Genomic DNA, 18,700 nt, shown 5'->3' with positions numbered 1-18,700 from the left:
AGACGATGTCATCAAGCAGTACCTGGAATTACATTCCGACAAATGATGCCTCCGGCGTCAGCCGGTGGTCCTTCACTTTTGATAATCCCCTTGGCAGAGCAGGAAATATGCGATGACTGGTGAGATTCGACGCCTCTTTCACTACCCGATCAAAGGCTTGAATGCGCAGCCGTTGGACCATGTTGCTCTGGCGAAGGGCGAAGGATTTCCGTTGGATCGCGCGTTTGGTTTCGCGCGACCGAACAGCGGTTTTGATCCGGACAATCCGCGCCCCTTGCCCAAAACGCGCTTTGTCGTACTGGCGCGTGATGCGGGGTTGGCCACGTTGCGGACGCGGTATGATCAGGCGCTTGGGACGCTAACCCTGAAATCGGCGGGCAAGGACGCGTCGTTCGATGTCGAAGCGCTTGACGGGCGCGCGGCTGCTGCGGCCTTTTTGGTGGAGCATCTGGGGTTGGAGCCGGATATGCTGCCGACGTTGTATTCGGCGGCACCGCACAAGTTCACGGATGTGTCTGTTGTCTCGCCCGAGATGATGAATGCGGTGTCGCTCATCAATCTCGACAGTGTGGCGCATTTCGGCGAGGCGATTGGCGCGGATGTGGCGGCGGCACGGTTTCGGGCGAACATCCTTTTTTCGGGGGTACCGCCGATGGCGGAACTGGAATGGGTGGGCCGCGAGATCACGATTGGCGCGGCGCGGTTCAAGATCGTGCGCCGGACCAAACGCTGCCCGGCCACGCAAGTGAACCTTGAGACAGGCATGCGCGATCTGGACGTGCCCAAACTGTTACGTGACCAGTTTGGGCATTCTGACATGGGCGTCTATGCCGAAGTCTTGCAGGGCGGACGGATCGCGCCCGGCGATGTATTGAGGCTCGTGTAACCGCAGGGCGTATCAGCCCTGCAGCGCTTTGACACCCACGTCGCCTTGCGCCTGTTCGCGGATCGCGAGGGCTGCGGCATGCGCACCGGCGGCGGTCGTGAAATAGGGGATGCGGTCATAGAGCGCTATGGAGCGGATCGATTTGGAATCATCGACCGCCTGGGCCCCTTCGGTTGTATTGATCACCAACTGTACGCCACCGTCTTTCATGGTGTCGGTCACGTCGGGTCGCCCTTCGTAGACCTTGTTGACGAGCCCGCAGGCGACGTTGTTGTCCTCAAGCCACTTGGCGGTGCCACGGGTCGCAATGAAGGTAAACCCGAGCTTGGTCAATATGTGTGCCGCCTCGAGCATCTGAGCCGTCTTGTCGGCATCCTTGATCGAGATAAAGGCGCAACCTGCATCGGGCAGGACCATGCCCGCCCCCATCTGCGCCTTTAGGAAGGCGCGGGCAAAAGTGCGATCCCATCCCATGACTTCGCCGGTGGAGCGCATTTCGGGGCCAAGGATGGTGTCGACGCCGGGGAAGCGGGCAAAGGGCAAGACCGCCTCCTTGACCGAGAACCACGGCATATTCGGATCTGCCAACGTCATCGGATCGGCCAGCGGCAGCGTGCTGTCATAGCTTGCATCGGCGTCATAGGGGGCGCGCTGCGGGAAGTTCGACAACGGCTCGCCCGCCATGATCCGTGCGGCGATGGACGCGATCGCGCTGTCGGTCGATTTGGCCACAAACGGGACCGTACGGGAGGCGCGTGGATTGACCTCGATCAGGAAAATCTCGTCGCCCTGTACGGCGAATTGCACGTTCATCAGGCCCACCACGTTGAGAGCGCGCGCGAGGGCATGAGTTTGCACCTCGATCTCGGCGATGATCTCTTTGCTGAGCGAATAGGGCGGCAGGGAACAGGCGCTGTCGCCCGAATGGACGCCCGCCTCTTCGATATGCTGCATGATGCCTGCGACATGCACGTCGGTGCCGTCACAGAGCGCATCGACGTCCAGTTCGACCGCCCCAGCGAGGTAGCTGTCGAGCAGCACCGGGCTGTCGCCGGACACCACGACGGCCTCGGAAATGTAACGTTGAAGCTGGGTCATGTCGCGCACGATTTCCATCGCCCGCCCGCCCAGAACGTAGGAAGGGCGGATCACCAGCGGGAAGCCGATGTCTTCGGCAATCGCAAGGGCTTCGGCGTCGGAATGCGCGATGCCGTTCTTGGGTTGCTTGAGGCCGATGTCTTGCACCAGTTTCTGGAAACGCTCGCGATCCTCAGCCAGATCGATGGCGTCGGGTGAGGTGCCAAGGATCGGAATGCCAGCGTCTTGCAAGGCTTGGGCAATCTTGAGCGGGGTCTGTCCGCCAAACTGAACGATCACGCCGTGCAATGTGCCGTTGTCCTGTTCGACCCGCATGATTTCCATCACATGCTCGAAGGTCAGCGGTTCAAAATAAAGCCGGTCGGAGGTGTCATAATCGGTGCTCACCGTTTCAGGGTTGCAGTTGATCATGATCGTCTCATAGCCCGCATCCGTCAGCGCATAGCAGGCGTGGCAACAACAATAATCGAACTCGATCCCCTGACCGATCCGGTTGGGACCTCCGCCAAGGATGACGACTTTCTTGCGGTTGCTTGGCCGGGCCTCGCATTCGGCTTCGCCAAAGACTGGGTATTCATAGGTCGAATACATGTAGGGCGTTTGCGCCTCGAATTCGGCGGCGCAGGTGTCGATCCGCTTGAAGACAGCCGTTACGCCAAGCTCCGAGCGCGCTTGGCGCACGTCAGCTTCGGTGAGGTCGGTCAGCATGGCGAGACGTGCGTCGGAAAAGCCCATCATCTTGAGCGTGCGCAGTCCTTCTTCGGACTGAGGCAGTCCGTCTTGGCGCACTTGGTCTTCGGTGTCGACAATCTCGCGGATGCGCAACAGGAACCATGGATCAAACATGGTGACGGCGTGAATGTCGTCGTCGGACAATCCATGCCGCATGGCCTGGGCAATCAGGCGCAGACGGTCCGGTGTCTGAACCGAAATGGCCTTGATCACGGCGGCCTTGTCGGGTGCGCCCGGAATGTCGATCTCGTCGAGGCCCGACAGGCCGGTTTCCATGGAGGCGAGCGCCTTTTGCAGAGACTCGTGGAAGGTGCGGCCGATGGCCATCGCCTCGCCCACCGATTTCATGGCTGTGGTCAGGGTCGCTTCGGCGCCCGGGAATTTCTCGAAGGCAAAGCGCGGGATTTTGGTGACGACATAGTCGATCGTCGGCTCAAAGCTGGCGGGAGTGACCTTTGTGATATCGTTGTCAAGCTCGTCCAGTGTGTAGCCCACAGCCAGTTTGGCCGCGATCTTGGCAATTGGGAAGCCTGTGGCCTTGGAAGCCAACGCAGACGACCGCGATACGCGCGGGTTCATTTCGATGACGACCATGCGCCCGTCTTCGGGATTGATCGCCCATTGCACGTTCGATCCGCCGGTTTCAACGCCGATCTCGCGCAGGACGGCGATCGATTGGTTGCGCATGATCTGGTATTCTTTGTCCGTCAGGGTCAGGGCAGGGGCGACCGTGATACTGTCGCCGGTATGCACGCCCATCGGGTCCACATTTTCAATCGCGCAGACGATGATGGCATTGTCCGCGGTGTCGCGCACGACTTCCATCTCGTATTCTTTCCACCCCAACAAAGACTCGTCCACGAGGATCTGGCCCACGGGCGAGGCATCCATGCCGGAATGGCAGATCGCCATGTAGTCATCGCGGTTATAAGCTACGCCGCCGCCCGTGCCGCCAAGGGTAAAGGCGGGGCGGATGATGGCGGGCAGGCCGATATCTTCGAGGATTTCGAGCGCGATAGCGACCCCTGCGGCGAGGTCCTTGTTGCCCTTGGCATCCTTGGGGGCCGTCACGATGGTCGCGCGCGGGTTTTCAATGCCCAACCGGTCCATCGCTTCGCGGAACAGTTTGCGGTCTTCGGCCATCTCGATGGCTTCGCGTTTGGCACCGATCATCTCGACGTTGTATTTTTCCAGCACGCCCATCTCTTCGAGCTGGAGCGAAGTGTTCAAACCGGTCTGGCCGCCCATGGTGGGCAGCAAGGCGTCGGGGCGTTCCTTGGCGATGATCTTGGCGACAGTTTCGGGAGTGATCGGCTCGATATAGGTGGCATCGGCGAGACCGGGGTCGGTCATGATCGTGGCCGGGTTCGAGTTGACCAGAATGACCCGGTAGCCTTCTTCGCGCAGCGCCTTGCAGGCCTGAGCGCCGGAATAGTCGAATTCGCAGGCTTGTCCGATAACAATGGGGCCCGCGCCGATAATCATGATCGACTTGATGTCGGTACGCTTTGGCATCGTGAACCCCCGGATGTGCAAATTGTCCTGCGTTATAGGGATGGGGTCCGCAGGCGCAAGAGGTGGCGTCAATCGCCAGGCTTTAATTCCGTCGTTTTGGCGGGGCAGGCGGTGTGCTTTGGGAATTGGGCCCGGCACATCGTGTTCTGAGGGGTACAAATCGGGTGACTCGAGCTGCAGGATGGGCCGGGCAGGCGCCCGAATTCCGAAACTTGCGTTCCGATTCTCTGGATTAGCCATCAAGGCAAAATGACATGAACTCTGTCAGAGGTCGGGGGCGTCCAGATAGGCCCGCACCGTGCCTACAAAGGCGCGTGGGTTTTCCGCATGCAGCCAGTGCCCGGCATCCGGGATCTTGGCAAAGCGCGCGGCGGGGAAAAGGGCGCGGATGCCTGCACGATGTTCCGGCGTCACATAGTCTGATTTGCCGCCGGACAGGAACAGGGTCGGACCGGAATACACAGCGTCACTGTCCGGAAATCCCATGATGTTCGGCATGTTGTCCGCCAGCGCATCCAGATTGAGACGCCACTTCCTTTGCGGCACGTCCAGTGATTGCGTCAGAAAACTGCACAGGGCTGCATCCACTCCAAGCGCCCCAAGCTGCGCATTGGCATCCGAACGCCGGGTCACGGCATCCAAATCAACCGATCTCATGGCTTCGATGAACTGGATCTGGCTGTGAGTGTACGTGACAGGTGCAATATCCCCGATCACCAGCCGCCGCAGGGTGTCTGGTCGGTTGAGCGCAAGAACCATGGCGGCCTTGCCGCCCATCGAGTGCCCCACGACGTCCATAGGGCCGCCGACATGGTCAATCACTTCGGCGAGATCCTGCGCCAGATTGGCATAGCTGTGTTCATCGGACCAAAAACTGTCGCCGTGATTGCGCATGTCCACTGTGATGACATGGCGCGTATCAGACAGGCGTTTTGCGATGACGCCCCAATTGCGCCCGGATCCGTAAAGGCCATGCGCGATCAAAAGAGGTGTCCCGCCGCGCGGTCCGATTTCGGAAATTGCAAGCATGCCCGTAGCTTTAGCCCGAATGAACCATCGGGACCAGAGGGATTGAGACCCGGAGGCACCCGAGATAATGAAGCGGTATGGAGACCCAACAGACCATAAACGCCCGCGCCGAACGGGTAGAACGCGCACTGAATGAGGCATTTGGCGTCAAGGCCAAGTCGCTGGGCAAGGCCTTGCGCAAAACCGGGCGGCGCTTGCCCAAACGGCTGCGCAGCGAGGCGGAACTGATTGTTGCTGCGCAAGGTCTGGGTGGCCATCCAAAGCTGATCAAACGGGTCGACGGGGGAGCGCTGGACGCGGCCGAGGCCAGGGTGTCTGCGTATCTCAAGACCGTTGATCGAGCGGAGGCGCGCAAAACCCGTTTGCTGTCAATGGCCGCTGCGATTGCGTTCAACATCTTGCTGATCGCTGGAGGTTTCGTCGCCTGGATGGTGTGGACTGGCAGGATCTGATCCTTCAGGTTTCAAAATTCCATTACAAAACCTTTGCAAGAACGTCATGAGGCCGGGCTTAGGACACTCATGTCTTAAACATGAGGGATCCAAAGTCTATGCCGTTAAAAATTGTCACCATGACATCTGTGTTTGCGCTGTTCGCCACAGCAGTATCAGCAGACATGAACTTTAATCGGATCAGCAGTTTCGCGACATATCTCAACAATGCCGATGCGTCGCTGGAATCCTCGGCGGAGATTATCAGCGTGTCTGGGGACGGTATGACGCTGGCCTATTCCGACAGCCCCTTGGGTGTTGTCGGCTTTATCGACATTTCGGATCCTTCCGCACCTGCCCCGCTGGGCAACATCGAGGTGGGCGGGGAGCCAACGGCCGTCTCGATCATCGGGCAAACGGCCTATGTCGGTGTGAACACATCCGACAGCTTCACAGCGCCAAGCGGATACGTGAAAGCCTACGACATCAAGACGATGACCGAAGTTGCGTCATGCGATTTGGGCGGTCAACCCGACAGCACCGCAACTGCGCCGGACGGCAGCTTTTTGGCGATCGCGATCGAAAACGAGCGGGACGAGGATGCGGGCGACGGCCGCACCGGGCAATTGCCGGGCGGTTTTGTCGTTGCGTTTGATGTGGCGGACGGCATGCTTGACTGCGAAAGCATGGTCAAGATCAACGTTGCGGACCTTGCCGAAGTGTCCCCGGAAGATCCCGAACCCGAGTTTGTCGACGTTAATGCAAACGGCGAAATCGTCGTCACATTGCAGGAAAACAACCACATGGTCATGATGTCGAAGACGGGCGACATTCTGAGCCATTTTCCAGCGGGCGCAGTTGATCTGGACCAGATCGATGTGACCGATGAGCGTGGCGCGCTGCGCTTTACCGAAAGCCAGGCCAACCGTTTGCGCGAACCTGATGGCGTTCAATGGATAGACAACGATCACTTTGCCATCGCCAACGAAGGTGACATGGATGGCGGTGCGCGCGGTTGGACCATCTTTCACAAGGACGGCACCGTTGTCTGGGAGGCTGGCAACAGCTTTGAACATGCCATCATCGAAGCGGGTCATTATCCTGACAAACGCTCCGATGCCAAAGGCGCGGAACCCGAAGGCATGGAATTCGCGGTTTTTGAAGGCACGCCTTACGTCTTTATCCTGGCCGAGCGGGCTTCGATCGTGGGTGTCTACGACGTATCCGACCCAACGGCGCCTGTTTTGAAACAGCTGCTGCCTTCGGGCATCGGGCCAGAAGGCGCCATCGCCATCCCGGCACGCAATCTGTTCGTGACCGCAAATGAGGTGGATCTGATCGAAGATGGCGGTGTGCGCAGCCACGTCATGATCTATGAATATCAGGACGCGCCTGCCGCCTATCCACAGCTGACATCCGCGGGCGCAGACAGCCTGATCGGTTGGGGTGCCATTTCTGGTATGGCCGCAGGTGAAAACGGTATCATCTATGCAGTGAATGACAGTTTCTACGGCTTCCAACCCACGATCTTTACCATCGATACCACGCAAACACCTGCACGTATCACGTCGGCTTTGGAAGTGACCCGTGGCGGATATCCGGCGCAAAAGATCGACATGGAGGGTATTGCGCTCGACGGAAACAGCGGCTTTTGGGTTGCCTCCGAAGGGCGCAGCGACCGTCTGGTGCCGCATGCCATCTTTCACGTCAATGCAGGGGGCGTGATCACGGAAGAGATCGGTCTGCCCGCTGCGCTTCTGGCGGTCGAACAGCGGTTCGGGTTTGAAGGCATCACGCGCGTCGGCGATACGCTTTGGATGGCGGTTCAACGCGAATGGAAGGATGATCCGGATCACCATGTGAAACTGATCTCGTACAACATCGAAACCGAAGAGTGGGGTGCAGTCCACTATCCCAAGACCGCACCAGCGCAAGGATGGGTTGGCCTGTCAGAGATCGTGGCACATGGCGATTACGTCTATGTGGTTGAGCGCGACAACCAGATCGGTGCCAACGCAAAGACCAAGAAAGTTTACCGAATCCCTGCGGATCAGATGGTCCCGGCGCCGCTTGGCAGTCCGCTGCCGGTTGTGACAAAGCAAGAGGTGCGCGATCTGATGCCTGACCTTGCTGCCAATGGTGGTTTTGTCGTCGATAAGGTCGAGGGTCTGGCGATCTTCGATGATGGCATGGCGTGGGCCAGCACCGATAATGATGGCGTGGACGACAGTTCGGGCGAGAGTTTTTTCTGGTCTCTCGGCAAAATGTAAACAGCCAGGTTAAATGAAAACGCCCCCGCCACTGAAATTTTGGCGGGGGCGTTTTGACTGTCTGAGAAAGAAGCGCGCTGCTCTTACAGCCCAGGATAGATCGGGAAACGGGCGCAAAGCTCCGCGACTTCGGCCTTGACCCGCGCTTCGACTGCGCCGTTGCCGTCTTCGCCGTTGGCGGCCAGCCCGTCGACCACCTGATTGATCCAGTCACCGATCTGGCGGAACTCAGGCTCACCAAAACCGCGCGTGGTGCCCGCAGGCGATCCGAGGCGGATGCCGGATGTGATCGTCGGCTTTTCATCGTCGAACGGCACGCCGTTTTTATTGCAGGTGATATGGGCTCGGCCCAGTGCCTGTTCGGTGGCGTTGCCCTTGACACCCTTGGGGCGCAGGTCAACCAGCATCAAATGGGTGTCAGTACCGTGAGTCACGGTATCGAGGCCACCCTTGTGCAATTGATCCGCCAGTGCCTGTGCGTTCTTGATGACCTGTTTCTGATAGGCCTTGAACGACGGGTCCAGCGCCTCGCCAAAGGCGACGGCCTTGGCCGCGATGACGTGCATCAGGGGCCCGCCCTGAATGCCGGGGAAGATGGCCGAGTTGAACTTTTTCGACAGCGCTTCGTCATTGGTCAGGATCATTCCGCCGCGCGGTCCGCGCAGGGTTTTGTGCGTCGTCGTTGTGGCGGCGTGCACATGAGGCAGCGGGTTGGGGTATTCGCCCGCCGCGATCAGGCCGGCAAAGTGGGCAACGTCCGCCAGCACATAGGCGCCGACCTTGTCGGCGATCTGGCGGATGCGGGCAAAGTCGATGATCCGCGGAATGGCGGAGCCACCGGCGATGATCATTGCCGGTTTGTGCTCCAGCGCCAGCGCTTCCATCTGGTCATAATCGATGTCGAGCGTGTCGCGGCGCACACCGTATTGCACGGCGTTGAACCACTTGCCTGACTGGTTGGGCTTGGCGCCATGCGTCAGGTGACCGCCCGCATCCAGCGACATGCCGAGGATCGTATCGCCGGGCTGCAACAGCGCCTGAAACACGCCCTGGTTGGCCTGGCTGCCGGAATTTGGCTGCACGTTGGCGAATGCGCAGTCAAAGAGCTTCTTGGCCCGTTCGATGGCAAGGTTCTCAGCCACGTCCACATATTGGCAGCCGCCGTAATAGCGTCGGCCCGGATAGCCTTCGGCATATTTGTTGGTCATCACCGACCCTTGTGCCTCGAGCACGGCGCGCGACACGATGTTCTCGGAGGCGATGAGCTCGATTTCCTCGCGCTGGCGGCCCAGCTCGTCCCGGATCGAGCCGTAGAGTTCGGGATCGCTGTCGGCGAGGGAGGTCGAGAAAAATCCATCGGTGCGGTGCGGTGCGTTCATTGGAACTCTCCTTGAAGGGGCATGAATCGATAAACTTGCGCCGTGTCGTATCGGACTGGACGGCTTTCGCAAAGCTGTAAATCGACTTTATCGCGGCAATGCTGGTCAGCGGTTGTGTTATATGTTTCTGTTGCGACAGAACGGAAGCAATAGGAAATATGGATGAGCCTCAGGATCGCCTTTGCGGCAAGTCGGGCAGCAGTGGCGCAGACGGCGCGTGCGACGTTGATCGGGCGATACGGGGACGTTGACCCGGAGAACGCGGATATTATCGTGGCACTCGGGGGCGATGGTTTCATGTTGCAGACCCTGCATGACACCGAGCACCTGGCCGCACCGGTTTACGGTATGAATCGCGGCACGATCGGCTTTCTGATGAACGAATACCGCGAAAGCAATCTGGTGGACCGCCTGCAAGCTGCCGAAGAGGCAGAGGTGAACCCGTTGTCGATGACCACCTGGGATGCGGATGGCACTGTGAACAAGGCGCTCGCGATCAACGAAGTTTCGCTGCTGCGCGCCGGTCCGCAAGCGGCCAAGCTACGCATTTCCGTCGATGGGCGTTTGCGCATGGAGGAACTGGTGTGTGACGGCGCGCTGGTGGCGACGCCTGCGGGCTCGACGGCGTATAACTACTCGGCGCACGGTCCGGTTTTGCCCATCGGATCGGATGTTCTGGCCCTGACGGCCGTTGCCGCCTTTCGCCCGCGTCGCTGGCGTGGCGCGTTGTTGCCCAAAACAGCCCATGTGCGGTTCGATGTTCTGGAAAGTGAAAAGCGCCCGGTGATGGCAGAGGCGGACTCGCGATCGTTCGAAAATGTCGAGGCGGTCGAAATCCGGTCGGAACCCAGCGTTGTCCACCGCATTCTGTTTGACCCTGGTCACGGGCTTGAAGAGCGGCTGATCTCGGAGCAGTTCACATGAAGCTGCGCGATCCCGTTCCGCGCAGTCTGTGTACTGATTGCGGCGTGTCGCGCATGGCGGACCCGTCGGCCTGCGGCACCGCGTGCCAGTTCATCAAGCCGGACTATCCGGGCATGGAGCAGGCCGTTCATGGACGCAGTCGCGGCGACGGGGACGAGCTGTTTTTCGGCCCCGTGCAGGCGATGCACCGCGCGCGCATGGCGCAGCCTGCGGATGGCGCACAATGGACCGGTATCACCACCGGTCTGGGCGCCGATCTTTTGTCCAAAGGCAAGGTCGATGCGGTGCTGACAATGGTGCCCGATGCCGAGGATCGCTGGAAGCCGCAACCGGCGCTCATCACCGACCCCGCTGATATGGCGCGGGCGCGGGGCATGCGGATGGGATACGCGCCGCTGTTGGCCCTGCTGGAAGAGGCGCAGGCGCGGGGCTTTAACCGTTTAGCGCTGATCGGCATCCCCTGTCAGGTCTATGCCTTGCGCAAGCTGGAGACCCGGTTGGGGCTAGAGCGGCTTTATGTCATTGGCACGCCTTGTTCGGACAACACGACAACCGAGAATTTCCATCAGTTTCTGGCTTTGTTGGATGAGGACCCCGACAGCATCAACTATCTGGAATTCCGTGCGGATTACCGGGTTGAATTGCGCTTTGATGACGGGCGGCAACGGCTGATCCCGTTCCTGAAACTGCCCATTTCGGACTTGCCGTCGGATTTCTTTCCGCTGACCTGCCGGACCTGTGTCGATTACACTAACGTGCTGGCCGATATTACGGTGGGGTACATGGCGGGCGAGGGGGAACAGTGGGTGCTCGTGCGTAATGCGAGCGGGGCCGAAATGCTGGACGGGTTAGGGGACACGATTACATTGCAGCCCGTGGGCAGTCGCGGCAAACGGAAGGCTGCGGTCAAGGGGTTCATTGCCAACACCGCCCGCGCGGCCGGAGGGTTGCCCTTGCGCCGTATGCCCGACTGGGTGCGCCCTATCGTCAGTTGGCTGCAACCGCGCACAGGCCCGCGCGGGCTCGAATTCGCGCGTACACGGGTCGAGATGAAAGCCGCCGAGACAATCCTGCATCTGCGCCGCGCGCTGCCCGCGAAAATGAAGAATATGATCCCCGATCATGTCTGGCAGATCGCAGCACGCTATGATCTGAAGCCGCTGAACGGTGAGCGGGACGATACATCTGCGACATGAACCTGGAGCGGCCGCGCGCCGCAAGGCCCGTAAGGCGCACCCTTGGTGCGCCATGGAGCGGCCAAGGATCGTCTGTGGTCGCTTGGCCTGCGCGCAGGCCCATGCTAGGATTGTGCTGGAAAAGGGGCGGCAAAGACCCGAGCAGTTGGCAGCATGACAGCACTCAGTAAATATGACCGGATCGAGGCGACGGGCCTGTGGCGTCCGAACCCATCGGAACAGCGGCGCGAGGTTGTTGTGTCGATCGGCGACGCAACTCTGATCATCTCCGATATCAATGACAGGGCCCTGACGCACTGGTCGCTGGCCGCTGTTGAACGAGCGCCGTCCGACGGGCCGGGCGCGATTTTCTTTCCCGACGGTGACCCGGAAGAGACACTGGAGCTTGACCCCTCTGAGACTGAAATGATCAAGGCTATCAACACGCTGCGACAAGCGGTTGCGCGGGCCCGGCCGCGCCCGGGCCGTGTGCGCTGGCTGGGGGCAGCTTTGTCTGTGTCCGCTGTTGCAGCCCTTGCCATCTTCTGGGTGCCCGGTGCGCTGGTGGATCATGCCTTGCGCGTCGTGCCATCGGTCAAAGAGGCCGAGCTCGGGAGGGCCCTTCTCAACCGGATCGAGCGGGTTTCGGGCCCGCCGTGCCGCACCCCCGAAGGTGCACCGGCGCTCCGGGCGCTGGCCAGACGCACCGGCGTGACACGTGTTGTGGTGCTGCCCGGTGGCGTGCGCGAAGCTCTGGCCTTGCCGGGCGGCATGGTCGTCATCAATCGCACTCTGGTCGAAGATTTCGAGGAGCCTGACGTTGCCGCAGGCTACGTGCTGGCCGAACGGGTGCGCAGCACGCTGACGCCGCCCTTGCGGCAACTGCTTGAACACGCAGGCACGCGGGCCACCGCAACGCTGCTGACAACCGGACAAGTGCCGGACCGGGCGCTCGACGCATTCACCGAAGCGCGACTGGCCAACCCAATGGCGCTTTTGGACGCCGATGTGTTGCTGCCTGCTTTTGCCGCTGCGGAGGTGCGCAGCACGCCCTACGCGCGTGCGCGTGATATCTCGGGCGAGGAAACGGTGGAGTTGATCGAAGCCGATCCGATGAGCGGTGCTGATCCGTCCCCGATCATGCAGGACGCCGACTGGCTGCAACTCCAGGCCATCTGCGAAAGCTAGCGTAACTTGCGTAAATAGGCGTCGCTGAACCCGGCGGCCCGCACCTTGCCCAAAGCCCGTTGCGCGTCGGCGGCAGTTGCGAATGGTCCGGCCATAACAAGCTTGTACGATGTGCCACCACGTTTCAATGTGCCCCTGCGGGCGGGCAATCCTGCGCCCGCCAACTTTTGTGCCGCAGCGTCTGCATTGGCCGATATGCCATACACGCCAACCTGAACAAAGTGCTCTAACCGTGCGGCTTCGGGAGTCGTTGCGGGGGCGGAATGTGTCAACACCGCGGGTGGACGTGCATCCGGGTTTTTGGTGCGCAGCACGCGTTTCTGGACCTGCCCATTACGCAGCACGATCGTCGCGCGGCCCAGTTCACGCTGTTGCGTATCAATATCCGTATAGGGATAAAACAGTGGAACGGTGGTTGTAACATCACGGCCTGTGCTTTGGTCGATCAAGCGCCGGGGCACCGTGTTTGTCCAAAGCATCCGGGTTCTGGCAATCCCTTCAAGGGTTTGCTCGGCGCGGCGCGGGTTGAGCCGGTCATCGTCCCATGCGGGGCGGTACCCTTTGGGAATGATCGTTTTTTCACGCGGACGGTTTTCATAAAGATGCTTTGGCAGAACCCGCGTATGCCCTGTGATGGCTGTCTGCGACGCATCCGCAGGCGCGCCCGGTGCCGCCGCAGCCTTGCGCGTGGTCGGCACCACGACCGGGTCGGCCGCTTGGCGTGTGGACGCTGTGCGGGGTGAACCGGGAGTCGGCGCAGTTGGCGTATCGGCGGTGGTTCGCTGTGCTGATGATGTGGCCTCAACCGGATTGGATTTGGCAACAAGCGTGGGGGGCTGGCCACAGACCAACTGACGCCGTGAGTTGACCCGAGGCACCCAGGTCACAGTGCCGTCGATATTCGCGCGACTGAACATACAGCCGTTGCTGTCGACGAACTGGGTGCCTGTGAACGACGCGGGAGGAAGGTTGGCCGGGGCCTGAACGCTGCGCTGATCTTGCGCAACCGATGGCATCGTCCCGATCGACAGGAGGATCAGGGAAAGGGCAGCGATTTTTGCTAATTTCATCATATGCCCCCGCAAATCATGCGTTGAAAGATGCCTTATGACCGGGAGTGCGTAAAGCGTGCTTGGCGCCTATTTGGTGCCAAACATGCGATCCCCTGCATCTCCGAGACCGGGCATGATATAGCCAAGCTCGTTCAAGCGCTCATCCACCGCCGCAGTGACAATCGGCACATCGGGATGAGCCTCTTCCATCCGGGCAATGCCTTCCGGGGCGGCAAGCAGACACAAAAAGCGAATATTCGTGGCCCCCGCACCTTTAAGCAAGTCAATGGCCGCCGCAGAGGAATTGCCCGTTGCCAGCATCGGGTCGACCGCTATCACCACACGGTCCTCCATCGCTTCGGGCACCTTGAAATAGTACTGCACAGGCTGAAGTGTCTTTTCGTCCCGGTAGAGACCGACAAACCCAACACGGGCCGACGGGATCAATTCCAGCACACCGTCCAACAGACCGTTGCCCGCGCGCAGGATCGAAATCAGCGCCAGCTTCTTGCCTGCCAGTGTCGGCGCATCCATTTCGGCCATTGGCGTATGAATCCGCTTTGTCGTCATCTCCAGACCACGTGTCACCTCATAGGCCAGAAGCTGGCTGATTTCGCGCAAAAGCTGGCGAAAGACGGCCGTCGGCGTGTCGCGATCGCGCATGATCGTCAGCTTGTGCTGTACCAATGGATGATCAACGACGGTGAGGTGTTCGGACATGGGGCAAGCTCCTTTGGACAACGCGTCCCTTTTGCCGCGTCACTGAGATAGAGACAACTCCCCAACGTCTTTCGGCCAAAAATATCCTCCGGGGAGTGTGAGGGGGCAGACAGCCCCTTCATCTTGCGCGTCAGCGCAAAACAAACCGTGTGCGCCGACAGGCGCTCATTTTGGTGAGACGTCCAAATGGCGTGCGACCATGGCGGCTACGTCGGAAAAGCCAATCAATCCAACTTCGGAAACTGCGCCACCCGTTACCAAAACGGGCACGCGTTCGCGGGTGTGGTCGGTGCCGACCCAGGTGGGGTCATTTCCGTGATCCGCCGTCAGGATCATCATGTCACCGCGCCTCAAACGGGGCAGAAGGTCGCCCAGAGCCGCATCGAACCATTCCAGATGCCGTGCGTATCCAGCCACATCGCGCCGATGGCCATAAACACTGTCAAACTCAACGAAATTGGCAAAGGTCAGGCTGCCACCCTCCGCCGTGTCCACCAGGTCGGAGAGGTGCTCCATCAGTTTTGCATCCGGTCCTTTGCGCATCTCGTCAAAGCCCTGCATGGAAAAGATATCACCAACTTTCCCCACCCCATAAACGCGTTGCCCGGCATCCTGTACCCAATTGCTCAGGATCGGGGCAGGCGGCGTGATTGCATAATCGCGACGATTGCCAGTGCGTTCAAATGCGCCCTCTGAACCGACAAAGGGGCGCGCGATCACGCGGCCGACACGCATGTCGTGCAGCATTGGCGCAACTGCAGCGCACAGCGCCAGCAAGCGATCGAGGCCGAAATGTTCCTCATGTGCTGCAATCTGGAACACCGAGTCTGCCGAGGTGTAACAGATGGGAAATCCCGTCTCGATATGGGCGTCCCCGTGCCGTGCAATGATCTCGGTGCCGGAGGCATGGCAATTGCCCAGAATGCCTGCGACACCCGCCGCTTCACAGACGGCGGCAACCACGTCGTCGGGGAATGCGGGGTTTTGATCAGGGAAATAGTGCCAGTCCCATGGAACGGGCACACCGGCCAGTTCCCAATGACCCGATGGTGTGTCTTTGCCACGCGAAATTTCAGTGGCCGCCCCATATGGGCCGGGCTTCGGCGTTTCCCCTGCGGCCAGCGCAACGGCCTTCCAAATTCCCATCCGGCCAAGGTTGGGCAGGTGCAAGGGGCCAGACCGCCCTTCATCCGCGCGACCTGCCGCGCAAGCCTGCGCGATATGGTCCAAAGTATTCGCGCCGGTGTCGGGCACATCCCCGTTGAAGTAGTCGCCCGCGTCGGGCGCGCCCCCGATGCCAACGGAGTCCATCACAACCAGAAACGCACGCGCCATCAGCCGACCCTTTCCGTGATCAATTCCGGTACATCTACCGCGTTTGGCCCTAGGGTGATTGCGCGCCGCAATGCGTCCTCCGCCTTGTCTGCATCACCCGGGCGCGCCGCATGGATGACGGCTAAGGGCTGACCCTTGGCCAGATACGTACCCAGCCTGGCGATGCCGGAGAGGCCGACCGCCGGGTTGATCAGATCCGTTTCGACCGCACGTCCACCGCCCAGATCTACGACGGCGAGTCCAAGTGCCTCACCATCGATGGCCGACACATAGGCGGCCTCGCGCGCACAGATTTCACGGATCACGGTTGCCTCCGGCAAAAACCGTGGCCAATTCTCGACAAACTGTACCGGGCCACCCATTGCCCCGACCATCGTCCCGAACCGTTCCGCCGCGCGCCCGTCCGCAATCGCCGCCGCAATTGCGTTGGCTCCGTCCTGCACGTCCTTTGCCAGCCCGGCATTGGCCAGCAGAACACCGCCCAAGGCGGCCGACAGATCCACCAACGGGCCGCGCACCTGTCCCGTCAGAACGCGCATGGCCTCGGCCACTTCCAACGCATTTCCCAAGGCCGGCGCCAGCGGCTGGCTCATGTCGGTGATCAGGGCGGATGTCTTGCATCCGGCGGCATTGGCGGTCTTGACCAAAGCTTGCGCCAGGGCGCGTGCCGCTTCCATATCCTTCATGAACGCGCCCGATCCCACCTTGACGTCAAGCACCAGCCCCGCCAGCCCCGCCGCCAGTTTCTTCGACAGGATCGACGCGGTGATCAGGTCGAGGCTTTCGACGGTCGCAGTCACATCGCGCACCGCATAGAGACGTTTGTCAGCCGGCGCGATGTCAGAGGATGCACCGATGATCGCACAGCCCGCCTTGGCCACAGTGTCGCGCAAGCGCGCTTCGCTCAACTGCGTTGACAGGCCCGGGATGGCATCAAGTTTATCCAATGTGCCGCCTGTATGACCCAGCCCGCGCCCTGAGATCATCGGTACAAATGCACCGCACGCGGCGAGTGCGGGGGCAAGCGCAAGGCTCACGCAATCGCCCACTCCGCCAGTTGAATGCTTGTCAAGCACCGGTCCGGGCAGGTCCCAGTGCAAGACACGGCCACTGTCACGCATCGACAAGGTCAAACCCACGCGGCCCTCATCCCCCAGCCCGTTCAGGCAAACCGCCATGGCAAAAGCCCCTGCTTGCGCATCCGTCACGCCCCCATCCGCAAGACCCTGCGCGAACCAATTCAGTTCCGCCGCAGTGGGGGTTTCGTGTTGGCGCAGCTTGGCAATGATGGCGCGGGCCGAGCTCATTTTTGAGTATCCAGAAAGGCCTGGGAAAACGCACCGGGCAGCAGGTCGGCCAGGGTCGTCATCTGTTCCATGCCGCCGGTCGTGGCCATGGTGACGACCACATCTCCCGCTCCGAACTCGGCCAGCTTTTGGCGGCACCCGCCACAGGGGGTCACAGGCATTGGACTGCCCGCCACCACGTAAACCTCCGCGATCTCGTAGTCACCGGCCGCAGCCATCGCGGCAATCGCTCCGGCTTCGGCACAGGTGCCTTCGGGATAGGCCACATTCTCGACATTGCAGCCCACATAGACCGCCCCCGAAGCGGAGCGAATAGCCGCACCCACCTTGAAGTTGGAATAGGGCGCGTGTGCATTCTCGCGCACAGCGACGGCGGCTTCTTTCAAAACACTCATGTCACGTCCTCAGGCTGGCCCGGATTGGTATTGAAATCGCCGGGCAAAGACACTTCCAGCAACTCCAGATCGGATGAGATCTCTGCATAGCGCGTGGCCATCCCCGGTGGAATAACAAAGGCGTCTCCCGGTGATAATGGCACCGGATCGCGGCCTTCTCCTTCCAGGGTCATCGTGCCCTCCAGAACAAAGTTGAACAAGATGTCACTGTCATGAGACGCCCACTGCGCAGCACCTGTGTCGCGGCGGACGACCTTGACGTCGGCAACGCCTTGGGTGCCCTCGGAAATCCCGGTATCGCTGGCTTTAAAGCCTTGCAGGCGGAAAGGACGCCACGTGGCCTCGTCGGCCCTGTGATGCACAAACCGTTGGCCCTGAAACCGTCGATGCGGATTCGCAGGCCCATTCGGCAAGGTCATTTCGTGATCGATCGTCGTGATATGTTCCGCAGGCACGCCGATTTCGATGACCTCGATATTATCACTGGCGAACAGAACGCGATGCCGGATTTCAGGGGGCTGGATGACACAGGACCCGGCGGTCAGGCGAAACGGGTCCCCTTGATCTTCGTAAACAAGATCGACCCAGCCCCGATAGCAGAAAATCAACTGAAACCCGATCGTATGATAGTGCACCATGTCCGGCACCGGCCCGCCATCGGGGATACGGATGTGACTGGCGATGATTGCGCCGCCCAAACGATCGGGAATCAGATCGCGATATTGCATCCCGGCGCGCCCGATGACCCAGGGGGCCTGATCCGCCAGCCGACGCACGACAAAACTGTGGGCCGTCTCCGGGACGCTCAACGGCGGGTTCAGATCGGCGATCTCGATGCGGGTCCCATTTGGCGCTTCCAACAAGCGCAGACCGCCTGCGAACCCGTCCGGATCATCCGTCAGAATGCGCACTGTGCCCGGCGATTCAATCGCGCCCGTTTCAATACGGATCCGTATTCCATGCCCGAAAAACACGGCAACGATCGGATCATCCGCAGGGTAGATCATATCCATACGCATGCCCAAAACCTTGGTGTAAAATGGAATGTCATCTTGCAGCGCGGTGGTTGGCAGCCGTATTTCCGCCTGAATATCTGTCATTGCGATCCCCCTTCATCTTGCCAAATAAACTCCGGGGGAATGGGGGATGCAATCCACCATGGGGGCAGCGCCCCCTCGACGGTGATATGCGCAGGCTCGTGTGACGATCAAAATGCAGCTAAGAAGCACCATGGTCATTGGCCAGAGCGCAATACTCGTTTAAC

General features: G+C 60.5%; 15 protein-coding genes. 6 read left to right on the top strand and 9 right to left on the bottom strand.

The window, feature by feature from the left end; genetic code table 11:
* Window positions 1–112 precede the first annotated feature (112 nt).
* Complete coding sequence (locus LC354_RS07105) at window positions 113–886, top strand: MOSC domain-containing protein (RefSeq protein WP_223422403.1); 774 nt, start codon at window positions 113–115, stop codon at window positions 884–886.
* 12 nt (window positions 887–898) lie between these two features.
* Here the strand turns inward: LC354_RS07105 and carB are convergent, their stop codons facing one another.
* A complete protein-coding gene (gene carB, locus LC354_RS07100) occupies window positions 899–4,231 on the bottom strand; it encodes a carbamoyl-phosphate synthase large subunit (protein ID WP_223422402.1) in 3,333 nt (1,110 codons plus the stop codon).
* 264 nt (window positions 4,232–4,495) lie between these two features.
* On the bottom strand, window positions 4,496–5,260 hold the full coding sequence (locus LC354_RS07095; RefSeq protein ID WP_223422400.1) for an alpha/beta fold hydrolase: 765 nt from the start codon (window positions 5,258–5,260) through the stop codon (window positions 4,496–4,498).
* Window positions 5,261–5,337: 77 nt separating this feature from the next.
* Here LC354_RS07095 and LC354_RS07090 point away from each other — a divergent pair, with 77 nt between their 5' ends.
* The gene (locus tag LC354_RS07090; protein WP_223422398.1) at window positions 5,338–5,712 is read left to right on the top strand and encodes a hypothetical protein; all 375 of its coding nucleotides are present in this window, start codon (window positions 5,338–5,340) and stop codon (window positions 5,710–5,712) included.
* Between the two features lie 98 nt (window positions 5,713–5,810).
* Window positions 5,811–7,961 (top strand): esterase-like activity of phytase family protein, encoded by a 2,151-nt coding sequence (locus LC354_RS07085; protein ID WP_223422396.1) that lies wholly within the window; start codon window positions 5,811–5,813, stop codon window positions 7,959–7,961.
* 83 nt (window positions 7,962–8,044) lie between these two features.
* Here LC354_RS07085 and glyA read toward each other — a convergent pair whose 3' ends face one another.
* Complete coding sequence (glyA, locus tag LC354_RS07080) at window positions 8,045–9,340, bottom strand: serine hydroxymethyltransferase (RefSeq protein ID WP_223422394.1); 1,296 nt, start codon at window positions 9,338–9,340, stop codon at window positions 8,045–8,047.
* A 162-nt stretch (window positions 9,341–9,502) separates the two neighbouring features.
* Between glyA and LC354_RS07075 the strand changes: the two genes are divergently transcribed.
* From LC354_RS07075 to LC354_RS07065, 3 genes are all read left to right on the top strand, one after another.
* On the top strand, window positions 9,503–10,264 hold the full coding sequence (locus LC354_RS07075; protein ID WP_223422393.1) for an NAD kinase: 762 nt from the start codon (window positions 9,503–9,505) through the stop codon (window positions 10,262–10,264).
* Window positions 10,261–11,460, top strand: coding sequence for a Coenzyme F420 hydrogenase/dehydrogenase, beta subunit C-terminal domain (locus tag LC354_RS07070; RefSeq protein ID WP_223422391.1), 1,200 nt, complete (start codon window positions 10,261–10,263; stop codon window positions 11,458–11,460). Before LC354_RS07075 ends, LC354_RS07070 begins: the two co-directional genes overlap by 4 nt.
* Before the next feature lie 153 nt (window positions 11,461–11,613).
* Window positions 11,614–12,627: a hypothetical protein gene (locus LC354_RS07065; RefSeq protein ID WP_223422389.1), complete on the top strand. Its 1,014-nt coding sequence runs from the start codon at window positions 11,614–11,616 to the stop codon at window positions 12,625–12,627.
* Here the strand turns inward: LC354_RS07065 and LC354_RS07060 are convergent.
* The 6 genes from LC354_RS07060 to LC354_RS07035 form a co-directional block, all read right to left on the bottom strand.
* Window positions 12,624–13,697, bottom strand: a complete 1,074-nt coding sequence (locus LC354_RS07060; RefSeq protein WP_223422387.1) for an SPOR domain-containing protein — start codon at window positions 13,695–13,697, stop codon at window positions 12,624–12,626. The two genes, LC354_RS07065 and LC354_RS07060, sit on opposite strands and share 4 nt — an antisense overlap.
* 69 nt (window positions 13,698–13,766) lie before the next feature.
* The gene (gene upp / locus LC354_RS07055; RefSeq protein WP_223422386.1) at window positions 13,767–14,399 is read right to left on the bottom strand and encodes a uracil phosphoribosyltransferase; all 633 of its coding nucleotides are present in this window, start codon (window positions 14,397–14,399) and stop codon (window positions 13,767–13,769) included.
* A 165-nt stretch (window positions 14,400–14,564) separates the two neighbouring features.
* Complete coding sequence (locus tag LC354_RS07050) at window positions 14,565–15,734, bottom strand: phosphopentomutase (protein ID WP_223422384.1); 1,170 nt, start codon at window positions 15,732–15,734, stop codon at window positions 14,565–14,567.
* Entirely contained in the window at window positions 15,734–17,041 is a 1,308-nt protein-coding gene (locus LC354_RS07045) for a thymidine phosphorylase (RefSeq protein WP_223422382.1), read from the bottom strand. Before LC354_RS07045 ends, LC354_RS07050 begins: the two co-directional genes overlap by 1 nt.
* Window positions 17,038–17,436, bottom strand: a complete 399-nt coding sequence (locus tag LC354_RS07040; protein ID WP_223422380.1) for a cytidine deaminase — start codon at window positions 17,434–17,436, stop codon at window positions 17,038–17,040. The genes LC354_RS07045 and LC354_RS07040 overlap by 4 nt, the downstream gene beginning before the upstream one ends.
* Window positions 17,433–18,536: a cupin domain-containing protein gene (locus LC354_RS07035; RefSeq protein ID WP_223422379.1), complete on the bottom strand. Its 1,104-nt coding sequence runs from the start codon at window positions 18,534–18,536 to the stop codon at window positions 17,433–17,435. Before LC354_RS07035 ends, LC354_RS07040 begins: the two co-directional genes overlap by 4 nt.
* Window positions 18,537–18,700: the final 164 nt, after the last annotated feature.

The sequence above is a fragment of the Tateyamaria pelophila genome, from assembly GCF_019966495.1.
In the GTDB taxonomy this organism is placed as follows: domain Bacteria; phylum Pseudomonadota; class Alphaproteobacteria; order Rhodobacterales; family Rhodobacteraceae; genus Tateyamaria; species Tateyamaria pelophila.
The sequence above is the reverse complement of the archived record's forward strand: the minus strand, read 5'-3'. Positions and strand labels throughout refer to the sequence as shown.

What these genes read in the sequence shown, in the direction of transcription:
- LC354_RS07105 (WP_223422403.1), top strand. Translation starts at nt 113, where the DNA reads ATGACTGGTGAGATTCGACGCCTCTTTCACTACCCGATCAAAGGCTTG.
- carB (WP_223422402.1), bottom strand. Translation starts at nt 4,231, where the DNA reads ATGCCAAAGCGTACCGACATCAAGTCGATCATGATTATCGGCGCGGGC.
- LC354_RS07095 (WP_223422400.1), bottom strand. Translation starts at nt 5,260, where the DNA reads ATGCTTGCAATTTCCGAAATCGGACCGCGCGGCGGGACACCTCTTTTG.
- LC354_RS07090 (WP_223422398.1), top strand. Translation starts at nt 5,338, where the DNA reads ATGGAGACCCAACAGACCATAAACGCCCGCGCCGAACGGGTAGAACGC.
- LC354_RS07085 (WP_223422396.1), top strand. Translation starts at nt 5,811, where the DNA reads ATGCCGTTAAAAATTGTCACCATGACATCTGTGTTTGCGCTGTTCGCC.
- glyA (WP_223422394.1), bottom strand. Translation starts at nt 9,340, where the DNA reads ATGAACGCACCGCACCGCACCGATGGATTTTTCTCGACCTCCCTCGCC.
- LC354_RS07075 (WP_223422393.1), top strand. Translation starts at nt 9,503, where the DNA reads ATGAGCCTCAGGATCGCCTTTGCGGCAAGTCGGGCAGCAGTGGCGCAG.
- LC354_RS07070 (WP_223422391.1), top strand. Translation starts at nt 10,261, where the DNA reads ATGAAGCTGCGCGATCCCGTTCCGCGCAGTCTGTGTACTGATTGCGGC.
- LC354_RS07065 (WP_223422389.1), top strand. Translation starts at nt 11,614, where the DNA reads ATGACAGCACTCAGTAAATATGACCGGATCGAGGCGACGGGCCTGTGG.
- LC354_RS07060 (WP_223422387.1), bottom strand. Translation starts at nt 13,697, where the DNA reads ATGAAATTAGCAAAAATCGCTGCCCTTTCCCTGATCCTCCTGTCGATC.
- upp (WP_223422386.1), bottom strand. Translation starts at nt 14,399, where the DNA reads ATGTCCGAACACCTCACCGTCGTTGATCATCCATTGGTACAGCACAAG.
- LC354_RS07050 (WP_223422384.1), bottom strand. Translation starts at nt 15,734, where the DNA reads ATGGCGCGTGCGTTTCTGGTTGTGATGGACTCCGTTGGCATCGGGGGC.
- LC354_RS07045 (WP_223422382.1), bottom strand. Translation starts at nt 17,041, where the DNA reads ATGAGCTCGGCCCGCGCCATCATTGCCAAGCTGCGCCAACACGAAACC.
- LC354_RS07040 (WP_223422380.1), bottom strand. Translation starts at nt 17,436, where the DNA reads ATGAGTGTTTTGAAAGAAGCCGCCGTCGCTGTGCGCGAGAATGCACAC.
- LC354_RS07035 (WP_223422379.1), bottom strand. Translation starts at nt 18,536, where the DNA reads ATGACAGATATTCAGGCGGAAATACGGCTGCCAACCACCGCGCTGCAA.